The 23,067-nt window shown below is 65.7% G+C and carries 14 protein-coding genes; 6 read left to right on the top strand and 8 right to left on the bottom strand.

The window, feature by feature from the left end; genetic code table 11:
* The first annotated feature begins 14 nt into the window (after positions 1-14).
* From AT701_RS18555 to AT701_RS18530, 6 genes are all read left to right on the top strand, one after another.
* Entirely contained in the window at positions 15-2,591 is a 2,577-nt protein-coding gene (locus AT701_RS18555; protein WP_081319513.1) for an ATP-binding protein, read from the top strand.
* A gap of 106 nt (positions 2,592-2,697) precedes the next feature.
* Positions 2,698-3,336 (top strand): HD domain-containing protein, encoded by a 639-nt coding sequence (locus AT701_RS18550; RefSeq protein ID WP_058126381.1) that lies wholly within the window; start codon positions 2,698-2,700, stop codon positions 3,334-3,336.
* A gap of 93 nt (positions 3,337-3,429) precedes the next feature.
* The gene (locus AT701_RS18545) at positions 3,430-6,177 is read left to right on the top strand and encodes a LuxR family transcriptional regulator (RefSeq protein ID WP_058126380.1); all 2,748 of its coding nucleotides are present in this window, start codon (positions 3,430-3,432) and stop codon (positions 6,175-6,177) included.
* Between the two features lie 116 nt (positions 6,178-6,293).
* Complete coding sequence (locus AT701_RS18540) at positions 6,294-7,811, top strand: catalase (RefSeq protein WP_275718026.1); 1,518 nt, start codon at positions 6,294-6,296, stop codon at positions 7,809-7,811.
* A gap of 31 nt (positions 7,812-7,842) precedes the next feature.
* Complete coding sequence (locus tag AT701_RS18535) at positions 7,843-8,622, top strand: SDR family oxidoreductase (RefSeq protein WP_058126379.1); 780 nt, start codon at positions 7,843-7,845, stop codon at positions 8,620-8,622.
* A complete protein-coding gene (locus AT701_RS18530; protein WP_058126378.1) occupies positions 8,619-9,515 on the top strand; it encodes an SDR family NAD(P)-dependent oxidoreductase in 897 nt (298 codons plus the stop codon). The genes AT701_RS18535 and AT701_RS18530 overlap by 4 nt, the downstream gene beginning before the upstream one ends.
* 22 nt (positions 9,516-9,537) lie before the next feature.
* Here the strand turns inward: AT701_RS18530 and AT701_RS18525 are convergent, their stop codons facing one another.
* The 8 genes from AT701_RS18525 to AT701_RS18495 all read right to left on the bottom strand — a co-directional run bounded on the left by AT701_RS18525 (position 9,538) and on the right by AT701_RS18495 (position 22,849).
* Positions 9,538-9,780, bottom strand: coding sequence for a hypothetical protein (locus AT701_RS18525; protein WP_058126377.1), 243 nt, complete (start codon positions 9,778-9,780; stop codon positions 9,538-9,540).
* A gap of 7 nt (positions 9,781-9,787) precedes the next feature.
* Entirely contained in the window at positions 9,788-9,970 is a 183-nt protein-coding gene (locus AT701_RS18520) for a trypsin-like serine peptidase (RefSeq protein WP_157892561.1), read from the bottom strand.
* Positions 9,967-10,569, bottom strand: coding sequence for a trypsin-like serine peptidase (locus AT701_RS18515; protein ID WP_058126375.1), 603 nt, complete (start codon positions 10,567-10,569; stop codon positions 9,967-9,969). The genes AT701_RS18520 and AT701_RS18515 overlap by 4 nt, the downstream gene beginning before the upstream one ends.
* The gene (locus tag AT701_RS34800) at positions 10,532-10,774 is read right to left on the bottom strand and encodes a hypothetical protein (RefSeq protein ID WP_157892559.1); all 243 of its coding nucleotides are present in this window, start codon (positions 10,772-10,774) and stop codon (positions 10,532-10,534) included. Before AT701_RS34800 ends, AT701_RS18515 begins: the two co-directional genes overlap by 38 nt.
* A gap of 135 nt (positions 10,775-10,909) precedes the next feature.
* Positions 10,910-11,398, bottom strand: coding sequence for a hypothetical protein (locus AT701_RS18510; RefSeq protein WP_058126374.1), 489 nt, complete (start codon positions 11,396-11,398; stop codon positions 10,910-10,912).
* A 15-nt stretch (positions 11,399-11,413) separates the two neighbouring features.
* The gene (locus AT701_RS18505) at positions 11,414-14,308 is read right to left on the bottom strand and encodes an MMPL/RND family transporter (protein ID WP_058126373.1); all 2,895 of its coding nucleotides are present in this window, start codon (positions 14,306-14,308) and stop codon (positions 11,414-11,416) included.
* Positions 14,305-14,751 (bottom strand): MmpS family transport accessory protein, encoded by a 447-nt coding sequence (locus tag AT701_RS18500; protein ID WP_081319510.1) that lies wholly within the window; start codon positions 14,749-14,751, stop codon positions 14,305-14,307. The genes AT701_RS18505 and AT701_RS18500 overlap by 4 nt, the downstream gene beginning before the upstream one ends.
* A gap of 373 nt (positions 14,752-15,124) precedes the next feature.
* On the bottom strand, positions 15,125-22,849 hold the full coding sequence (locus AT701_RS18495; protein ID WP_011729283.1) for a non-ribosomal peptide synthetase: 7,725 nt from the start codon (positions 22,847-22,849) through the stop codon (positions 15,125-15,127).
* Positions 22,850-23,067 lie beyond the last annotated feature (218 nt).

The following is a 23,067-nucleotide window of genomic DNA, read 5'->3' as shown; positions in this document are numbered from 1 at the left end:
ACCATTCATGGTCAATGGAGTTAATTGACCGGCGAACCGAATCCCGCGTGCTCGACGACGTCCTGCGCTCGGCCCGTGCTGGCTCGGGCAGCGCACTGGTGGTGTGTGGCGATCCGGGCGTGGGCAAATCGGCATTGATCGAGTACGTGGCCGGCCGAGCCGAGGGGTACCGGCTGATCCGGCCCGCGGGGATCGAATCCGAGATGGAACTCGCCTACGCCGGCCTGCAGCAGCTGTGCATGCCGATGCTGGACCGGCTCGATCATCTACCGGATCCGCAACGCGAGGCCCTGGGCAGCGCATTCGGCCTGAATGCGGGAACTGCGCCCGACCGGCTGCTGATCGGGCTGGCCGCGCTGAGTCTGCTGTCCCACGTCGCCGAGGAGCAGCCTCTGGTCTGCCTCATCGATGACGTGCAGTGGCTGGACAGCGCATCGGTCCGGGTGCTCTCGTTCGTGGCACGCCGGCTGGGCGCCGATCCCATCGCGCTGATCATGGCCACCCGTACCCCCGACCCCGAGATCGCGAAACTGCCGACGCTGGAACTGGCCGGGTTGCCCCACGCGGACGCCGCGGCGCTCATGGACTCGGTGTGGAACGCACCGCTCGACGAGCGGATTCGCGATCAGATCATCGCCGAAACCCGGGGAAACCCGCTGGCTCTGATGGAGCTGCCGCGTGACCTGACCGACCGGGAGTTGGCGGGCGGCTTCGGAATTCCCAGTGCGGTGCGGTTGTCGGGCCGCATCGAGGAGAGCTTCCAGCGCCGGATGGCCGCACTGCCGGAGCACACCAGACGGCTGCTCCTGATCGCCGCGGCCGAGCCGACCGGTGATCCGACGCTGATGTGGCGGGCCGCGGCCCGCCTGGGCATCGACGCCGACGCCGGCGAACCCGCGACGGCCGACGGGTTGGCCGAGTTCGGTATCCGCGTGCGGTTCCGTCACCCGCTCGTGCGCTCGGCGATCTACCGGTCGGCGACGCTGCGAGACCGGCTGTTGGCACACCGTGCCCTGGCCGAGGTGACCGACTCGGAGCGTGACCCCGACCGTTGTGCCTGGCACCGGGCGCAGGCCACAGCGGGCCCCGACGAGGCGGTCGCGGCGGAACTCGAACGATGCGCCAGTCGTGCACAGGCCCGCGGCGGGCTGGCCGCCGCGGCTGCGTTCTTGGAGCGCGCGACGATGCTGACGCTCGATCCGGTCCTGCGCGCCGAGCGTGCATTGGCTGCGTCCTCGTCGAAGGCACAGGCCGGCGCGTTCGAGGCCGCCGCAGACCTGCTGGCCGTGGTCGAGGGCGGCCCGCTCACCGACCACCTGGGCGCCCGCGCAGACCTGGTCCGCGCGCAGCTGGCCTACGTCACCGACCGGGGCAGTGATGCCCCGACGCTGTTGCTCAAGGCCGCCCGGCGGCTGGAGGCCGTCGATGCCGAGTTGTCCCGCACCACATACCTCGAAGCGTTGCAGGCCGCGATCTTCGCGGGCCGACTCGCAGTCGGCGGCGGCGTGCGAGATGTGGCCCGTGCGGCGCGGACCTCCTCGATACCGCCACGGGAAACGCTGACTGCCCTTCTGCTAGAGGGGTTCTCGACATATTTCACCGACGGATATGCGGCGGCGGTGCCCACCCTGCGGCGCGCCGTCAGCAGCGCACGACATGGCGTAGCCGACGGCGAACGTCGCTTTCTGTGGCTGGCAGGTATTGCGGCACTGCACATCTGGGACGACGAAAGCTGGGATGTGCTGTCGGCACGGCATATCGAGCTCGCGCGCACTGCGGGTGCGCTGGCGGAGCTGCCGCTCGCGCTCGGTTCGCGTGCGGTATGGCTCACCCTTTCCGGTGAGCTCGGCGCCGCGGCGGCGCTGCTTCAGGAGCTGAAGACCGTGACAGAGGCAACCGGAGACGCGCTCGCCACCAAACCCGGTGTCCAGCTCGCGGCCACGCGCGGTCAACGGGCCGAAACGTTGACAATGATCGAATCCACAATGGCGGATGTCATGGCGCGCGGTGAAGGAATCTGGTTGAGCACCGCAGAGTACTCCGAAGCGTTGCTGCACAACGGCATCGGTGACTACCCGGCCGCGCTGCCGCCGGCCGAACGCGCGGCAGGCCAGATCGACATGGCGTTGTCGACGTGGGCCGCGCTGGAACTCGTGGAGGCTGCCGCACGCGCCTGCGCACCGATCTCGCTCGAGCCCACCTGGTCTACGGCGAATGGCTGCGCCGGGAACGCCGACGCACCGACGCCCGCACACAGCTGCGCATTGCGCTCGACATGTTCGAGTCGATGGGAATGGCCGGCTTCGCCGAGCGCGCACGGACCGAGCTCATGGCGACCGGTGAGACCGTCCGCAAACGCACCACCGCTGCGTCAGGAGATCGACGCACAGACGATGCACGACGATCTCCTGGCGGCCGGATTCTCCGAACACATGGCGAGCGGCACCACCCAGATGACTCTCGACGTCGCCGAACGCCGAATCATCATGCGCGAACCCCGCAACGACGAAACGCGGACCCCGACCACCTTCGAACAGTTCCTCTCCGAGATCGCCACACCTGAGGACACCCGTGCCGCGACCCGGGGGTGACACGGGCGCGGATCGCGTCCCGTCGGCCGGACGATGGAACGGCGATCAGGCGACCGCCGCCCGCGTCCCGTCAAACGCCCCTGTGGTGTCACGAAAGGCATAAACGATGGCCGAAGATATTGCCGGCGTAGCGATTCCGGATTCCGCCCTCACCCGTGAGGCCACCGAGCTCGTCCGCGACGTCGCTGATGACCTGGTGTTCCACCATTCGCGGCGGGTGTACCTGTGGGGCAGCCTGCAGGGCACACGGCGCGGGTTGGTGCCGGACCCTGAACTGCTCTACATCGGCGCGATGTTCCACGACCTCGGCCTGACACAGAAATACGGCAGCACCGACCAGCGCTTCGAGCTCGACGGCGCTGACACCGCACGCTCGTTCCTGCTGGGCCACGGATTCTCGGAGCGCGAGGCCAGGCAGGTGTGGCTCGGGATCGCGCTGCACACCACCCCCGGCATTCCCGACCGCATGGAGCCTGAGATCGCGCTCGTCACCGCGGGGGTCGAGACAGACGTGCTGGGACTCGGGCTCGACGCGCTCAACTCCTCCGAGATCCAGGAGATTCTGGCGGTCCATCCGCGGGTCAACTTCGCCGACGGCATCCTGAACGCGTTCAACGAGGGCATGCGGCACCGACCGGAGACCACGTTCGGGACCATGAACGACGACGTGCTGGCGCATTTCGACCCCGACTTCCGCCGCGGGAACTTCGTCGGCCTCATCACGTCGAACGCTCTGCCGGGCTGACGGCACCCTGGACGGAGTGAACGGGGTGCGGCCGGCGCGAAGTCGGTGCGACCGGCTGACATCGATTTTCGCGGAACGTACGTTCATGCCGGCATGACCGGAATCCGTCCCCGCCGTCTGCTCGGAAGACATCGTGAACAGGAACAGCTCGCGCGGCTGCTAAGCCAGGCACGTGGCGGGCACAGCGCGACGATCGTCGTGCGCGGCGACCCTGGCGTCGGGAAGACGTCCATCCTCGACTACCTGATCGCCCGCGCGGCCGACTTCCGGGTGTTGCGGATCCGTGGCTCCGAATCCGAGATGGAGCTGGCCTATGCCGGATTGCACCAGCTGTGCACCCCGCTGCTCAACCGCCTCGACCGGTTGCCTGTGCCGCAGCAGCGCGCACTGCAGGTGGCGCTGGGCGTGGCCGACGGCGACCCACCGGACCGGTTGATCGTCGGGCTTGCGCTCTTGACGTTGATGTCGGAGGCATCGGCCGAACGCCCGACCCTTTGTGTGATCGATGACGCGCAATGGGTCGACGCCGAGTCACTCCGTGCGGTGGCCTTCGCGGCCAGGCGTCTGGACGCCGACCCGACGCTGATCGTGTTTGCCGCGTGCCAACGACGCGAGGACCGAATCCTCAACGGCCTCGCCGAACTTCAACTGCGCGGGCTCGCCGACGACGACGCCCGGGCGCTGCTCACCAGGACGATGCCCGGGGAGATCGACGAGCAGGTGCGTGAGAACATTCTCGCCGAATCCCGCGGAAACCCGCTGGCGCTACTGGAGCTGCACCGGGTGTTCACACCGGCGGAACTGGCCGGCGGGTTCGGGCTCGCGAACGCCGACCAGCTCGCCGGCCGGCTGCGACGAAGTTTCGATCGACGCCTCGCCGATCTGCCCGCACACGCCACGACGCTGCTGTTGGTGGCCGCCGCAGACCCCACCGGTGACCCGCGATGGTTGGCCGGTGCTGCCGACCACCTCGGTCTTCCCGAAGACGCAGCGGATATGGCCGTCGATGCCGATCTCATCTCGATCGACAGTCGGGTGTGCTTTCGCCACCCCATGATTCGGTCAGTGGTCTACCGAAACGCCGGTACCGCCGAGCGCCGCAGGGCGCATCGGGCCCTGGCGGCCGTCATCGACGGGCCCTCCGCTACCGAGCACCTCGCCTGGCATCTGGGGCACGCGTCCGCCGGACCCGACGAGCACGTCGCCGCGCAGTTGGAGAGCGCGGCCGGGGACGCCCGCAAACGGGGAGGGGTCGCGGCGGCCGCGGCGTTCCTGGCGTTCGCATCCAGTCTGACCCCGGACCCTCAGGTGCGGGTCGAGCGTGCGCTCGCTGCCGCGCAGGCGAAACTCGACACCGGTGCGCCGCAGTCGGCGGCGGCACTGCTGGTGGATGCCCGGCGGATGACCGACGACGACCTGACGACCGCCAGAATCGACCGGCTGCGGGCCAGAGCGGTGGCCCGCCCCGCAGATGCGGTGCCGCTGCTGATGCAGACCGCCGGGCGACTGGCCGATGCAGCCCCAGAACTCGCCCGCGAGAACGTGTTCGAGGCGCTGTCGGCGGCGATCCAGGCGGGCCGGATGTCGGGCCCGACGACCAGTGCAGTGTCCGTCGCGGGCGCGGCCCGACCGCTTGTCGGGCCCCTCGTGCCGCAGCGGGCGGTTGATGTCCTGCTGTGCGGGCTGATCGTTCGGATGCTCGACGGATATGTGGACGGGGCCGTGTCGTTGAAGAAGGCCATGCAGGAGTTCCTACGCCTCGACGCCGACGCAACGGCGGAGCCGCAGTATTACGACATGGCGACGCGAATCTGTCTGGAGCTCTTCGATTTCGACGCCTTCGAAACTCTCGCGCTGCGCCAGCACGCGCTGCTCGCCGGTGCCGGCGCACTGGCCACGCTTCCGCCGGCCCTCGGTGCGCTCGCGACGGCGGAGATCTTCTCCGGACGGTTGGCGGACGCCGCGGCGCACCTTTCCGAGGCAGAGGCCATCGCCACAGCGATCGGCGGCCCTCAACTCGGCGTCGGTACCGCCCTGTTGACCGCCTTTCAGGGGCAGGAGAAGGCGACACGCGAAATCGTCGTGGCGATCACCGAGGATGCGGACAAGGTCCACGGCCACGGTTACTCGGTGGGCGCCGCCATGTTCGCATCGGCGGTACTGCACAACAGCCTCGGCCAGTACGGCGAGGCGCTCAACTGCTGCCGGGCCGCGCTGGCGTACGACGACATCGGCATCACGAACCTCGTGCTCGTGGAGTTGATCGAGGCGGCTTCGCGAAGCGCCGAGACGGCAGCGGCGGGGGAGGCGCTCACCCGGCTGGTCGAACGTGCCGAGGCCGGCGGGACCACCACCGCGCTGGGCCTTGCGGCACGTGCACGGGCGTTGCTGACCGAGGGATCGGAGGCCGAGGCGGAATACCGCAGCGCCATCGCGCATCTGGAGGGCAGCACCGCCGTCGTCTACCTGGCCCGCACGTATCTGGTGTACGGGGAATGGCTACGACGACAAGGGCGGCGGATGGATGCCCGCGCTGCGCTGCACCGTGCTGAGGAGATGTTCAGCGAGATGGGCGCAGAAGGGTTCGCCGATCGGTGCCGGCGCGAACTCGAAGCGACCGGGGAGGCCGTACGCAGGCGCGACGGGGGACCAGTGGTCGAGCTGACGGGCCAGGAGAGCCACATCGCCCGATTGGCCGCCGAGGGCCGGACCAATTCCGAGATCGCGGCGCAGTTGTTCATCAGTGCGCGCACGGTCGAATGGCATTTGAGCAAGATCTTCTCCAAGCTCGGCGTCGCATCCCGCAAGGAGCTACGCAGCCGCGAACTGCCGCCACCGTAGGTCCGTGCACCCCGGGAAACCCCTGGCGTCAGCGCCCCGGGGTGACACGGGCGCAATCGAGCACGGGCCGCTGGTTGAGTCGAATGACCGCGATCGACCGTCGAAGAGGAGAGCAAGTGACCACCAACGGTAACGGGGCCGCGCCCGAGACGAACGGCACATCGTCGAACGGCAAGTTGACGACGATCGCAGGCGCGCCCGTCGTCGACAACAACAACGTGATCACCGCAGGCCCACGTGGCCCGATGCTGCTGCAGTATGTGTGGTACCTGGAGAAACTGGCCCACTTCGACCGGGAGGTCATCCCGGAACGCCGCATGCACGCGAAGGGGTCCGGCGCGTACGGGACCTTCACCGTCACAGGCGACATCACCCGGTTCACCACGGCCAAACTGTTCTCCGAAATCGGCAAGCAGACCGACCTGTTCGTGCGGTTCTCGACCGTGGCCGGTGAACGCGGCGCCGCCGACGCCGAGCGTGACATCCGCGGGTTCGCGGTCAAGTTCTACACCGAGGAGGGCAACTGGGACCTGGTCGGAAACAACACCCCGGTGTTCTTCATCCGTGACCCACTGAAGTTCACCGACCTCAACCACGTCGTCAAGCGGGACCCCCGCACCAATCTGCGCAGCCCGCACAACAACTGGGACTGGTGGAGCCTGCTGCCGGAATCGCTGCACCAGGTGACCATGACGATGGGAGACCGGGGAATCCCGTCGTCCTACCGCCGTATGCACGGGTTCGGCTCGCACACCTACAGTTTCGTCAATGCCGAGGGTGTGCGGCATTGGGTCAAGTTCCACCATGTCTGCCAACAGGAACTCGGCCACCTCACGGATGCCGAAGCCGAGGCGCTCATCGGCACGGACCGCGAGAGCCATCAGCGTGACCTGTACGAGGCCATCGAATGTGGCGACTTCCCGCGCTGGAAGCTGTGCGTACAGATCATGCCGGAATCCGACGCCGCGACGGTGCCGTACCACCCGTTCGACCTGACCAAGGTCTGGCCGCACGCCGACTACCCGTTGATCGAGGTGGGCGAGTGGGAACTCAACCGCAATCCGGACAACTACTTCGCCGAGGTGGAGCAGGCCGCATTCTCCCCGGCGCGAATCGTGCCGGGAATCGGTTTCTCACCGGACAAGATGCTGCAGGGCCGGCTGTTCTCCTACAACGACGCACAGAACTACCGGCTGGGGATCAACCACCACCAGATCCCGGTGAACACCGCCCGGTGCCCGGTGCACGGCTATCACCGTGACGGCGCCATGCGTGTCGACGGAAACTACGGCAGCACCTTGGGCTACGAGCCCAACAGCTACGGGGAATGGCAGGAGCAGCCGGCCTATGCATACCCGCCGGAGCCGCTCGGTGACGTCTCGGCGCGCAACTGGAACTTCCGCGAGGACGACGCCGACTACTACACACAGCCCGGAAATCTGTTCCGGCTGATGACACCCGACGAGCAGCGCAGGTTGTTCGGCAACACCGCCAGGGCCATGCGCGGGGTGCCCGCCGAGATTCAACAGCGGTGGGTCGGACACTGCGCGAAGGCCGATCCGGCGTACGGCGCGGGCGTGGCCGCGGCCATCGAAGAGCTCGAATCTGTTTCGGGCACGCCGACTCCGGCGTGACCACCGACCCATCTGGCACGAGGAGAACTCAGTGAAGATCTCAGGAAACACCATCTTCATCCCTGGATCCACCAGCGGCATCGGTCTGGCACTGGCATTGGCACTACGGGACAAGGGCAACACCGTCATCATCGGCGGGCGCCGGACCCCCGAGCTGGACAGGATCACCGCCGAGCACCCCGACCTGGGAGGCGTCGTCATCGACACGACCGATCCCGCCAGCATCGCGGCCGCCGCACACCAGGTGCTGAGCGACCACCCCGACCTCAACGTCCTGGTCACCATGGCCGGGATCATGCGCGTCGAGGACTGGCACCAGCCGGAGACCTTCCTGGCCACGGCCGAGGCCACCGTCGAGACGAATGTGCTGGGACCCATCAGATTGATCGCGGCGTTCGTCGAACATCTTCAGGCGCAGCCGGATTCCACGATCGTCACCGTGAGTTCAGGTCTGGCCTTCACACCGCTGGGCGTGACGCCCACCTACAACGCCTCCAAGGCCGCCATCCACATGCTCAGCGAATCGATCCGCATGCAGCTCGCGGACACCAGTGTGAAGGTCGTGGAACTGGTGCCGCCGTCTGTGCGCACACAACTGATGCCCGGACACGAGGAGGACGAGAACGGCGTGCCGCTCGACGTTTTCATCGCCGACGTGATGACCTTGCTCGAAGCCGAACCGGATGCCCACGAGATCCTGGTCGAGCAGGCGAAGTTCCTGCGCTACGGCGAGGCCCGCGGCGACTACGACCACGTGGTGTCGATCTTGAACGCCGCGGACCCGCACGCACAGCACGGTGCCTCGGCGTGACCCCGAATGTCGTCCTGATCACCGGTGCGGCAAGTGGATTCGGCCGGATCTCGGCCGAGGCGCTGGCCATGGCCGGGTACACGGTCTACGCCTCGATGCGTGGCACGGCCGGACACAACGCGGCGCAGGTGGCTGCCATCGCCGGCTTCGCGCAGACGAACGGCGTGGATCTGCGGTCGGTGGAACTCGACGTCGGCTCCCAGGAGTCGGTGAATGCGGCGATCGACCACGTGCTGGGGGAGTCGGGGCGGGTCGACGTGGTCCTGCACAACGCCGGGCATATGTCGTTCGGCCCCGCCGAGGCGTTCACCGCCGAGCAGATGGCCCAGTTGTACGACATCAATGTCGTCGGCACCCAGCGCGTCAACCGTGCAGTGCTGCCGCACATGCGCGCCCGGCGCCGCGGGCTGTTGCTGTGGATGTCGAGCAGCAGTGCGGCCGGGGGCACGCCACCGTATCTGGGACCGTACTTCGCCGCGAAGGCCGCGATGGATGCGTTGGCGGTCAGTTACGCCCGGGAGTTGACGCTGTGGGGCGTCGAAACGTCCATCATCGTGCCAGGGGCCTTCACGTCCGGCACCAATCAGTTTGCGAATGCCGCTGTGCCGGGGGATGAGGATGTGGCCGCCGCGTACGAGGCGGGCCCATATACCGGCTACGGGGAGCGCATCCAGAAGGCGTTCAACGAGTTGGTCCCACCGGAGGCCGATCCCACCACCGTGGCCGACGCGGTCGTCGCGGTCGTAGACGCCCCGTTCGGCAAGCGGCCCTTCCGCGTGCATGTCGACCCGTCCGATGACGGCGGCCAGGTCGGGTTCACGGTGCTTGACCGGTTGAAGGCCGAGATGATGCACCGCACCGGGCTGAGCGAGCTGCTACATGTCGCGACGTGACGGGTCTGGCGAACGCGCGACGTCACTGCACGACGACGGTGACCCGCGAATCCGAACCGGTGATCCGGGCCGACACACGGTGTGACGTACCGGCCGAGAACACCGCGAAATCGTAGATCCCATCGTCGGCGTCACCGAGCGCGATCTCGCCGTGCTCGTCGGTGACCATGCCGATATCGCGGATCTCGCCGGGCGCACTGGCGATGCTGACCACGGCATCAGCCAGCGGGCGACCGGCGGAATCCTCGAAAACAACGATGACCACGGAGATTTCAGAGCCCCGCGTTCTTCCAGTTCACCATGTTGTTGAACACGGCGGTGTTGATGCGGGTGGCCGAGTTACCGGAGGAACTCCCGTTGGTGTGCACTCCGACCCCGTAACGCTGGCCGTTTTCGAGCACCCAGACCGGTGAGCCGCTCTGCCCGCCCATGGTGTCGATGTCATAGGTGATCACCCGGTCCGACACCCGCTTGGGGGCTGCGCCATGAACCACTGCTGGCGGCCGCCCTTGTCACCGGGATAGCCGGACAGGTTGAGTGCCGAATTCATCAGGAACCCATCGTTTCTCACCGCGAGGCCGAACGTTCCGGTCTGCCCTCCCGGACGTGACGAGGACGGCAGGATGATCGCACCGTAGTCGTGTTCGCGGTTCTTGCTTGACGTCCATCCGGTGACGCTGCGGAGCACGGTTCCGGTGTAGCTTCCGAACGGCTCGCTGCCGTCGTTGCAGCCCGGGATCACCTTGATCGACCTGGCCCAGCCGCCCGCGTCGTGCATGTAGACACAATGCCCGGCGGTGATCACGGTGCGCGGGCTGATCAGCCACCCCGTCCCGATGAATCGGCGGTTGTCGGCGGCGGTGATCTGCAGTGCGCAGATGGCCCGCCACGGGTACACGGTGGTGTTGGCGACGCGGACCCGGTTGTCGGCGCCGATGATGACCTCGGCGACCTCTTCGAGTTCCGGATAGCTTCCGACGATGGCGTCGAGCAGCGCGGGCGCGGACTCGTCCTCCTCAGAACCGGTCGATCCGGGCTCGGCATGTTCGACCAACCCACGCGCGGCGACCTCGGCGTTGGTCCGGGTCGGTGTTGTTGAGATCCAGGCCGTTCGGCGACTCGTACTCGGTCGCCACGATCAACGACTCGTACTCGGTCGCCACGATCAACGACTCGGCGGTCGTCGGGTCTCCGGTCGAGCCGATCGCCTCGTACTTCGTCAGGCTCGAGCGTTTGTTGGTTTTTGTCGGTGTACTCATCGAATGATCCCTTCGGCCAGATGAGTTCGTGAGGCACAGCAAGGGCTGCGCGGCGGCGATGAACATTTTCACCGTCGAGAAAACGCTATGTGTTTCCTCGGGCCGCGCTCACGAGTAGCCGACTACGCGAATTGTTCACGCCCCCGTCGGGGCGCTGTGCCGGCCGGCCGGAGTCATCACAGGCGCGGTGTCGTCGTCGAGCACCGTGGCGTCCCGCAGTTTGCCTTTCAACCCCGCGACGCGACGCAACTGAGCGGCGATGTTGACGGAGCTGAGCATCGGAAAGAGGCCGACGAACGTACGGAACGACGGATCACCGCCGTGCACATGCAGCTCGTAGAGGCATCCGACCACGTAGAAGAACCCCATGCTGAACATGACTCCGGGAAGCGCGTACGCCAGCGGCGAGCGGACGTCGGTGACCAGTTCGGTGGCGTAGTCGTACTCGTCGCGGGTCAGCGGCTGACGCTTGCGCAGTTTGGCCAGCACGGCCTTGTGGGCGCCCACCTGCTCGCCCAGCGCGGCGGGCGGGCGCTTTTCCAGCCGGCTCACGTAGACGAACATGCATGCGCCGAACACCACGATCATGACCCCGGCCAGAATCGTGAGATCACCCCAGATCATTTCTATTCCTCTCTCTCACTTGCGCACTGGTGCCACGGCCGGATCATCGTCCTCCCACAGCAGCAGCTGCCGGACCGCCGAGCGAGAACCGTACGGCCGGAGCATCTGGCTGGCCGGGCGCGGGCGTACCCGCAGCGGCCACCAGAACCACCGGCCGAGCAGCGCGGCGATCGACGGTGTCATGAACGAGCGCACGATCAGCGTGTCGAACAACAGACCCAGTGCGATGGTCGTCCCGATCTGCCCGAGCACCCGCAGGTCGGCGAACAGGAACGAGGCCATGGTGGCCGCGAACACCAGCCCTGCCGCGGTGACCACCGACCCGGAACCGGCCATGGCGCGGATGATGCCGGTGTTGACGCCCGCGTCGATCTCCTCCTTGAGTCTGGATATCAGCAGCAGGTTGTAATCGGACCCCACGGCCAACAGCAGGATCACCGCCAGCGCCAGCACGATCCAGAACAATTCGATGCCGAAAAGGTCCTGCCAGATCAGCACCGACAACCCGAACGAGGCGCCCAGCGACAATGCCACGGTTCCCACGATCACCAGTGCGGCGACCAGGCTGCGGGTGACGAACATCATCACCAACAGGATCAGGGTGAGTGCAGCGATCGCCGCGATCATCAGGTCGTATTCGGCGCCGTCGGCGATGTCCTTGTAGGTGGCCGCGGTGCCTGCGAGATAGATCTTCGACCCGGCCAGGGGAGTGCCCTTGACGGCTTCCTTGGCTGCGTGCCGGATGGCCTCGATGTGCGAGATGCCCTCTGGTGACGCGGGATCCCCCTCGTGGGTGATGATCAGCCGGGCCGCTTTGCCGTCGGGCGACAGGAACAGCTTCAGGCCGCGCTGGAACTCGGGGTTGGTGAACGCCTCCGGCGGTAGATAGAACGAGTCATCGACCTTCGCCGCGTCGAACGCCTGACCCAACGCCGTCGAGTTTTCCAGCGACTCCTCGGCCTGTGCGTTCTGACCGGTGGTGGTCGCGTAGTTCGACATCGTCAGATCACGGTTGGCTTCCTGGTTGGCGATCTGTGGCGGGATCAGCGCGAGCAGTTTCGGTTGCAGTTCATCGAGTTTGGCGATGCTGCCGGACACGCTGGCCAACTGGTCGGTCAACTCGTCGATTCCGTCGAGGGAGTCGAACACCGACCGGATCGCGGCGCACATCGGGATGTCGAAGCAGTGTGGCTCCCAGTAGAAGTAGTTGCGCAGCGGACGGAACTGGTCGTCGAAGTTGGCGATCTTGTCGCGTAGATCCTGCGCGGTGGCGACGGTCTTCTTGAATGCCTCGGACTGTTCGTGGGTGATGGCCCCGGACTGTTCCTGCAGCGCATACTGCTGACGCAGCACATCGATGCCGTCGTTGATCACCTGGACCTGCTTGAGCAGATCGTCCCCTCGCGCTTGCTGGAAGGGCAGATTGTTGATCTGCGATGCGTTGCCGGTGCTGATCTGGAACGGAATCGAGGTGTGGTCCAACGGTGTTCCGAGTGGCCGCGTGATCGACTGCACCTGCGCGATGCCGTCGGTGTGGAACACAGCCTTGGCGACCCGCTCCAGCAAGATCATGTCGGTGGGATTACGCAGGTCGTGATCGGCCTCGATCATCATCAGTTCGGGGTTCAGACGGGCCTCGGAGAAGTGGCGTTCCGCCGCTGTGTACCCCACGTTGGCCGGGGCGGTGGCGGGCAGGTACGGCCGGGTGTTGTAACTCGTGGTGTACTGCGGGAGAGCCAGGAGTCCGATCAGCGCCACCGCGATGGTCACCACCAGAACGGGTCCGGGCCACCGTACGATTGCGGTGCCGATGCGCCGCCAATTCTTGGTCCGCAGAGGCCGATTCGGTTCGAACAGGCCGAAGTGCCTGCCGATGATGAGGATCGAGGGCGCCAGTGTCAGCGCTGCCACGACCGCCACCAGGACGCCGATGCCCGCGGGGACACCGAGACTTTGGAAGTAGGGCAACCGGGTGAAGGTCAGGCAGAGCACCGCACCGGCGATCGTCAGGCCCGACCCCAGGATCACGTGCGCGGTGCCGTGGTACATGGTGGTGAACGCGGTGAGGCGGTCCTGCTCGGCATAGCGGGCCTCGTGGAACCGGCCGAGGATGAAGATCGCATAGTCGGTGCCTGCGGCGATCACCAACAGTGTCAACAGGTTTGTCGAATACGTCGAGAGGTCGATGATGCCTGCGTTCGCGAGCACCGCGACGACCCCTCGGGAGGCCGTCAGCTCGATCATCACCGTGAACATGACCACCAGGACCGTGGTGACGCGGCGGTAGAGCCAGAACAGCATCACCGCGATCACGCCGAGAGTGAGCAGGGTGGTTTTCAGCGTGCCCTGTTTGCCGACCTCGAACTGGTCGGTGACCAGCGGAGCGGCGCCGGTGACATACGCCCGCAGTCCCGGTGGCGGAGGCGTGTCGTCGACGATGGCCCGCACGGCGTCGACCGACTCGTTGGCCAGCGATTCACCCTGATTTCCGGCCAGGTAGATCTGTACCAGCGCGGACTTGCCGTCCTGGCTCTGAGAGCCGGCCGCGGTCAGCGGATCCCCCCAGAAGTTCTGGATGTGTTCGACGTGCTTGGTGTCCTTCGACAGTTTGTCGATCAGGCCGTCGTAGTAGCGATGCGCCTCGTCGCCCAGCGGCTCGTCACCCTCCAGGACGATCATTGCCGAACTGTCGGAATCGAATTCGTCGAACACCTCGCCGATGCGCTTGGCGGCTTGCAACGAGGGCGCGTCCTGCGGACTCAACGAGACGTTGTGGGCCTCGGCGACGGTTTCCAGCTGGGGCACGAACACGTTCGTCACGACTGCCAGGCCCAGCCAGAACAGCGCGATGAGAACAGAGAACCGCCGGATCAGGTCCGGAATCGCCGGTACCGAGAACCGCGCGCTCATCCGGACTTCTCCAGACAAAACGTGTAGGCGTCCACGGTATTGACCCACCTTTCGTCCTTGACGTCGTCATCGATCGTGATGCGGCACCCGATCGAGCTGCGGTCGCCCTGGGCCTGGACGTTGACGAACACCCCGGGCTGGGTGGTGGTCGTGTCGTAGGTCCAGGGCAGCGGGACATTGTCAGCGCGCTGCGGCTGGGCATCGACGTCCAGATACGTAACGGTGGCTACCGCGCCTGGCGGGCCCATGACCTCCATGACGACGTGTTTCGGGTTGAACTGAACGATCTCATTGGCGGAATTACTGGGCGTGGACGTGACGTCCTGCGAGGCGAAAACCCCGTGGAGCCTGTACACGGTGAAACCGGCGACCACGATCACCACGATCGCCACCAGAAACATCCAGCGTTGCCTCAGTCGTCCTCCGACCGAAAACCGCTGCATTCGTGACCCTTTCGATGTGCGGCGGCAGGAGCTGACGGAAACCCCCTAGTTCTACTAATCAACCTGGTTGACGGTACGACAAGAATCCGCAGCTCACAAGGCTTGATATCAAGAAACTTGACGCGGTCACGACGTATTCGGTTGCCGGGGTGACATGCGCCGGCGGGAGTTTTCGACGTGAGAAATGCATTCCGCTGCGCAGACTCGACGACGCTTCTCCCAGCGAACTTTCAGAAAAGGAAAGACAGCAATCCGAGGTGGTTTGCTGACAATTTCTGGCCAGTTCTACTCAGCAGAAACTCCGCGAGTGTGAAACCTCTGCGATATTTCGGCCGATTTTTCGCTGACGTTTCACAATCGCGGAGGTGTGCGACTACGCGGACCGCGGTGCGGATGTGGGGTGGGCATCGAGCAGCCCCAGGCGCTGCAGATCGGCGACGTATTTGATGATGATTTGCGGTGTCACGTGGGGAATGTCACCCTCCCCGCCGATCCGGTGTTCACGGACCGCGGCGCGGAACCGGTCGGTGGGTCCGTACGAGCCGAGCGTGGGCTCAGGGGCCTGTAGGTCGGCGCCCTGAGCCAGGTCGTGACGTGCGGTGAGGATCTGTAGAACCGAATGTTGGCGCTGCCGCTCAGGAAGGGAACGGAGCGCGGTTTCGAAGCGCCGCAACCATTCAGCGAAGTCAGCGATGCGCCGGATCGGATAGCCGGCCTCGATCAGCCAGTCGACGTACTGGTCGGCTCCGACGCCGTCGTCATGAGGATTCATCACGTGGTAGGTCTCGAATCCGTCGACTGCGCCGACGCTGAGCGTGCTGATCGCCTCCGCCACGAACCCGACGGGGAGCGCATCGTAGTGGGCACGTTGCCGCTCACCGGTGTTGTCCAGTTGATAGAACGATGCCGGCGCCAAACCGGTTGACACGACGCTCAACACCATCCGGGTGAAGTTGTCCGGCAGGTTGAGCTGACCGGAATACGTCGTGTCGGTGAGGATCATGTCGCAGCGGAACACTCGCACCGGGAGTCCGCACAGGTCGTGCGCCTCGCGCAACAGGACCTCGCCGGCCCACTTGCTGTTGCCGTATCCGCTGGCATAGCCGGCGTCCATCTGCCGGCTCGGGCTGATGACGCGGATGTCGGCGTCCTCGGTGAAGGCCGCGGGATCGATCTGTTGGCGCACATCGGCGGTCGACACGTAGGCGTAGGACTTGAGTTTTGTGGTGAGTGCGAACCGGATCACCTCGGCGGTGCCTGCGACGTTGGGGCCGAAGAACTCCCGGTACGGCAGGATGCCGTTGACGAAGCCCGCGGAGTCGATGACCAGATCGACCGACGCAGCCAACTCGGTCCAGGTCTCCTGGTCGAGGCCCAGTGCTGCTGCGCTCTTGTCGCCGGCCACCACCTGCAGGCGGTTCGTCGACAACTGCCGAAAGCGATTGAGCAACAGCGGGTCACCACAGTCGAACACCTTTTCAAGTCGCACACGGGCCTCGGCGTCGGACGCGGCCCGAACCAGGCACACCAGTTTCCCGTCGACAGGCTCCAACCGCTGCAGCCATTCCAACACGAGAAATCGTCCGAGGAACCCGGTCGCACCGGTCAACAGCACCGTGCGGATCTTCGCGTCGGTTCGGGGTAAGTTCCGCGCCGCGGACAATGCCGCGTCGTCGATGAACTTGTCCAGTGTCAGATCGGCGGCACGGATCTCGGTGACGTCGGCTGATCCGTGCACCGACTCCACGGTTGCGCCGCCTGCGGCCAACGTGTCGGTTTCGCCGACGCCCTCAATCTGCCTGCTCAACAGGCGAACCTGCGGTGCCTGCAGTAAATCCTGCACTCCGACTCCGACATCCAGTGCGGTGTTGATTGCGGCGACGCACCGCATGGCTGAGATGGAGTCGCCGCCCAGATCGAAGAACGAGTCGTCGATGCCGACCTGCTCTACACCGAGCACCTGGCCGAAGACGCCCGCGACCACCTTCTCGGTCCGGGTCACAGGCGGGCGATGAATCCGGGTGTTGCCGTACCCGGGCACGGGGAGCGCGCGCTGATCGAGTTTGCCGTTGACGGTCACAGGTAGCGTGTCCAACCGCAGGACGGCCGCCGGAACCATGTAGGGCGGCAGGTGATCGGCAAGCATTTCACGTGCCACGGCCGGGTCCATGGTGCCGGTGATGTAGCCGACCAGTCGCTTGTCACCGGGCTGGTCCTCGCGCACGACGACGGCCGCTTGGTCGACCCCGTCGAGGTCGGCGAGCGCACATTGGATCTCGCCGAGTTCGATCCGGAAGCCGCGGATCTTCACTTGATCGTCGGCACGCCCGAGATAACGCAGCTGGCCGTCGGTTCCCCAGCGAGCGAGGTCACCGGTGCGATACATCCGGCTGCCGTCCGCCGCGAACGGACAAGCCACGAAGCGCGACGCGGTCATACCAGGCCGGTGCACGTAGCCGACGGTCACACCGCCGCCGGCGACGTAGACCTCACCCGCGACGCCCGGTGGGACCGGACGCAGCCACGAGTCCAGGACGAACACGGCGGCGCCGGGTACCGGTGCGCCGATTGGAACATCACCCGGGGAGGACGGATTCAAAGGCTCACTGGTGGAGGCGAATACGGTGGTCTCGGTTGGTCCGTACCCGTTGATCATCGTGCGCTTGGGCGCCCAGCGCTGAACCACCTCACTCGGGCACGCTTCTCCGCCGACCACCAGCGTCAGATCCTCCAAGCCGGTGTGCGACAGAGCCGCAGCAGCGGCCGGTGTCTGGCTGAACATGGTGACGTGTTCGGTGACGAGAAGTTCATGGAGGTCGCTCGGTGAGCTGGTGACGGACTCGGGCACCACCACGAGCCGCCCTCCGTGGAGCAGCGCGCTCCATATCTCCCACACCGAGAAGTCGAATCCCGTCGAGTGGCATTGGGTCCAGACCTGGCCAGACCCGAACGTGAGACCGGGATAGGGCGCGTCGAAGAGCCGAGTGACGTTGTGATGGGTGACAGCCACGCCTTTGGGTCGTCCGGTGGTGCCCGACGTGTAGATGACGTAGGCGATGTCATCGGCGGCGGGGGCCAGCAGTGCGGTGGTGGGGTGAAGGGACATGGCCGGATCGTCGGCCTCCACGACCACCCCGGCGAACCCGTCGAACCGGGAGCGCAGCTCATCGTTGGTGACCGCGGCGATCGGCGCGGTGTCATCGAGCATGAACTGCACACGTGCGTCCGGCAGGACCGGGTCGATGGGCAGATATGCCGCACCGGTCTTGAGCACGGCGAGGATCGCCACAATCGCTTGTGCGCATCGGGGCAACATGATGGCGACGTAGGTGCCCGGCCCTGCGCCATGCAAGGTCAACAGGTTTGCCAATCGATCGGCGGTCTCGTCGAGCTCTGCATAGGTCAGCGACTCTCCGCCGCACGTGACCGCAACCGAATCCGGGGTCCGAACGACCTGTGCGGAGAATCGTTCCGGAATCGATGAGGAACCAGAACCCTTTCCACGTAGCCGCTCTCGCCGGCACCAGCTGTCGAGCCGCTCACGCTCGGAGGTGCCGAGCACGTCGATCGTCGATACTCTCCGTTCCGGATCGTCGATCATGGCCGCGAGCACACGCAGGAATCGTTCGATCAGCTCCTCGATATCGTCGTCGGTGAATCGGACACTGTCGAACTCCGCACGCAGACCCAACTCGTGACCGGGTATCGCGATGACCGACAATGGATAATGGTTGTGTTCCCGGGTGGTGAAGTCGGTGATCGCCAACTCGTGTGTGCCGGCGAAAGCACCTGCGTCGAAGGGGTAGCTTTCGTACACGAACAGGGTGTCGAACAACTGGTCATGACCGGTGATCCGATGAATCTCGTTGAGTGACATATATTCATGGTCGACAGTGGCGTTGTGCGTGCGCTGCAGTTGGTCCAGCAGGTCTGAGACAGATGCCGTCGGTGGGACATTGGCCCGCACAGGAATGGTGTTGATCAACAGCCCGACAAGCGAATCTGATCCCGCCAGTTCGGCAGGCCGACCGGAGACAGCGGTTCCGAACGCGACGTCATGCTGCCCGGTGAGCGCCATCAGGAGTTGCGCCCACGCGGCCTGCAGGACCGTGTTGACCGTGGTGCGGCAGGAGCGGGCCAAATCGCCGACTGCACGCGTCGTTTCGGCGGGCACATGGTAGGTGTGCGCGCGGCGTGGCCCTGGGGGCCCCGGGTGAGTGAGCACCGTCGGGCTGGCGAATCCGCCCATCACCTCGTGCCATGCTGCACGCGCAGCGTCGTGGTCCTGAGCGGAAAGCCAGCCAACGAAGTCACGATAGGGCCTCGGGGCAGGCAGCCGGTGTTCGAAGTACGCGCCGAAGATCTCCTTGAGGAGTATCGGAAGAGACCACCCATCGACAACGATGTGGTGGAACGTCATCACGAATCGGTGTTGGTTGCCCGCGGTGCGGATCAACGCTGCGCGGAAGGCCGGCCGATCAGTGAGGTGACAAACAGCGACGCGCTCGGCGGTGCAGAGTTTTTCGATCTCTACCTCGGGCGGCCGGTCGTCTTCGCGCAGATCCATGTAACGCCAGGCCATGACCGGGTCGTCCGGGATGATCTGAACCGGCGGGTCGAAGTCGCCACAGAAACGTGCCACGAGGTTGGGATGGCGTCGCAGCACGGTCAGCAGGGCGTCGTGCAGGCGATCAGCGTCGAGGAGGCCGGTCACCGTGATGTCCAACTGCACCGCGTACACATCGGTCGAAGCCTCACCCGGGCCGATCAACGAGTGGAAGAACAGCCCCTGCTGCAGCGGGGTCAGGGGGAGGATGTCGGCGACGCGGTACTGTTCGGCGATTTGATCGATCTGCGACTGGGTCAGGACGGCCGGTGCGATGTCGGAAGGCGTCCATCCGCCGCCACCGGATCTCACGTGTGCGCAGATGCCGGTGAGTGCTTCGAACCACAGCTGGCTCAACCGCTTCACCTGCGCTTCGTCCACGGCCGAGGGTGCCCACGTCCATGCTGCCTGGAGTGCCGGCTCCGGCGTGCCGGCCGGCGAATCGACTTGCAGCGTGCCTGCGTTGAGCTCGAGTGTGTGCATCAGCGGCATCGGCACCGCGGAAGCGACCTCGGCGAGGGCCAGTCCGTCGGGGTCGATTCGCCAGAGTCGGTCGCCCAGGTGATCCGCGCCGACACGGCCCAGATAGTTGAAACCGATGGTGGGTTCGGGGCCCGACAGGTCGACGTCGGTATTCAGGTGACGCAGCAATCCGTACGTCGATGTGCCCGGAAGGCTGTGCAATTGTTCTTTGGCTGACTTGATCATGGCGCCGAGGGCAGGGGCGCCGTCTCGTACGAGGTCCCAACGGAGAGGGGCGACGGTGATGGCCACGGGATACTTCGTGGTGAACCAGCCCACGGTGCGGGACAGGTCGATGTCTTCACCGAAGACGTCACCCAGTTCTTCGTCGCGGCCGTGACCTTCGACGTCGATGGTGATCGAGGCGCTGCCACCACCTCGAAATTCGTTCCACGCCAGGGCGTATGCGATGAGCATGATGTCGCCGACCCCGGCATGGAATGCTGCGGGTACGTCGCCGAGCAACTGCCGGGTGGTCTCGGAGTCCAACGACACAGACAGATGACCCGCGGTCGCGTAGGTGTCCACGGCCGGTTGTGTCTCCGGCAGAGGGGTCGCGATGGACAGCACCTTCTGCCAGGCACCCGCCTGGGCAACGACCTCGGGCGAATATGCGTGCTTTTGCAGCAGAGCAGACCAGTGAGCCAACGACGTCCCCTCGGCGGGCAGCTCCACCCGCTGGTGAGCGCGACGTTGAGCCCACGCGATGTTGAGGTCCTCCAGAAGGATTCGCCAGGACACCCCATCGACGCCGATGTGGTGGATCATCAAGACCAACTGGTGTGTATGTGGTACCCACAGCGCCGAGAGCAGGCGGCCCTCAGCCGGATTCAGGCGAGAGCGCGCCTTCGCCAACGTTTCGGCGCACAGGGTGTCGACCGACTGCACACAATCGGCTGCGCGCACGGCGCCCACCTCAAGTACCGGTGCCGATGGACCATCCCCACTCGCGCAGAGCCGCAACGCGGCGTGGTGATCCAGCAGGTCCTGCAGCACGTCCACCACATCGGCGAACTCACAGCCTGCAGCGTCGGCGGGTGCCTGCAACACCATTGCTTGGTGGAACTGATCCACCTGGCCGTCCACGGTTTGCAGCCAGCGCATCATCGGCGTCGCCGTGACGGGCGCGGTAACGTCCTCACCGGGCTCGCGCTGACCACTCACGAGGGTGGCCGTTGCAGCCAACCTTGCAACCGTCTGCTCGACGAACACATCGCGAGGCCGGAGCCGCAGACCCTGCATACGGGCCTGCGCGACGACCCGCATCGACAGAATGCTGTCGCCGCCGAGTGCGAAGAACGAATCGTCGACGCCCACCCGGTCCACACCGAGTACTTCGGAATAAATGTCTGTGAGGATCCGCTCGACGTCTGAGGTGGGGGCGCGAAACGATCCGGCATCGCCGCGGTAGTCCGGGGCAGGCAGCGCGCGCTTGTCCAGCTTGCCGTTCACCGTCAGTGGCAGCGAGTCGAGCACCACCACCGCGGCGGGAACCATGTACGCCGGGAGCCGCTCTGCCAGTGCGCGGCGTGACGCGCTGGGATCGGCGGCACCGATGATGTAGCCGACCAGCCGCTGGTCGCCAGGGCGGTCCTCGCGGACCGTCACCACCGCTTGGTCCACGCCGTCGAGGCCGGCCAATGCGGCCTGCACCTCGCCCAGCTCGATGCGGTAGCCGTGTATCTTCACCTGCTCGTCGCAGCGACCCAGATACACCAGGTGTCCGTCGTCGTCCCAGCGCACCAGGTCGCCGGTACGGTACATCCGCTGCCCGGGGGTCCCGAATGGACAGGCGACAAATCGTGATGCGGTCAAAGCGGAGCGGCGTGCGTAGCCGACCGCGACCCCGGCTCCCGCGATGTACAACTCGCCGATTACGCCGTCGAGAACCGGTCGCAGGAACTTGTCCAGGACGAAGGCGGCGGCGTGGGGGACCGGCCGTCCGATGGGGACCGGATCGGCATCCGATGAAAGCGGAGAACTCATCGCGGCGTACACGGTGGCCTCCGTCGGGCCATAGGCATTGAGCATCACGCGCCCGGGCGCCCATCTTTGCACCAGATCAGCCGGGCAGGCTTCACCGGCCACCACCAGCGCGGTCCGGTCCAGACCCTCGGCTGAGAGCATGCCCGCAGACGAGGGAGTCTGGCACAGCACGGTCACACGTTCCCGGACCAGCAGTGCATTGAGCTCGTGTGGCGAACTCGCGATGGATTCAGGCACCACCACGAGCCGGTTGCCGTGGAGCAGCGCACCGCAGATCTCCCATACCGACACATCGAAGACCAGCGAATGCCATTGCGACCAAACCTGTCCCGGACTTGCGGGAAGCTCTGGGTGTGGACATTCCAGCAACTGTGTGACGTTCCGGTGGGTCACCGCGACAGCTTTGGGTACACCGGTGGTGCCCGACGTGTACGTCAGGTATGCGAGATCGTCGGGTACGGGCGGGCGGATGGGCGCGCTTGCGCCGGTGTCGCATGCGTCGATATCGAGGAGAGGTATGCCCGTCCCGGTCAATCGCGTATGAAGTGCGGACGTCGTCACGGCCGCGACGGGTTTGGCGTCATGGAGCATGAAGCGCAGCCGTGCATCCGGATGAGCCGTATCCATGGGCAGATACGCCGCCCCTGACTTGAGCACGGCGAGAATCGCGATGATGGCTTCGGCTGAGCGGGGCAGCAGGAGCGCCACACATTGGCCCGGTCCGGACCCACTACGCGTCAATCGCATCGCGAGACGATCGGTGGCCTCATCCAATTCGCGGTAGGTGAAGACGCGTTCGCCACACACCAGTGCGTGGGCGGTCGGCGTCCGGGTGACCTGGGCGGAGAAGAGTTGCGGGATCGTTTTCTGCTGGGCGGCCGGCCTCGTCAGGGCGGACCGGTTGCCCCAGTCGTCGAGTCTGTCATGCTCGTCGTCATCGAGCAGATCGATGGACAACAACCGCCGTGTCGGGTCACCAACCATGAACTCACCCCAGGATTGTGGTCATCGCGTCCGGTACCTCGAACCTCCGATCAGCCGTCCCCCCTTGGACGCACCGAAATAGAGTCGCCGCTGGCTATTTCATCGGCGAGACTCAATGGAATTCAGAGTAGCGGGCAAACTTCACGCTCATCGGAGATCCGTGAAGTTCGAGTTCATGCGCTCATTGAAATGTCACGAACCTTTGTCTGCCTGTTGTC

Source organism: Mycolicibacterium smegmatis (assembly GCF_001457595.1).
In the GTDB taxonomy this organism is placed as follows: domain Bacteria; phylum Actinomycetota; class Actinomycetes; order Mycobacteriales; family Mycobacteriaceae; genus Mycobacterium; species Mycobacterium smegmatis.
The sequence above is the reverse complement of the archived record's forward strand: the minus strand, read 5'-3'. Positions and strand labels throughout refer to the sequence as shown.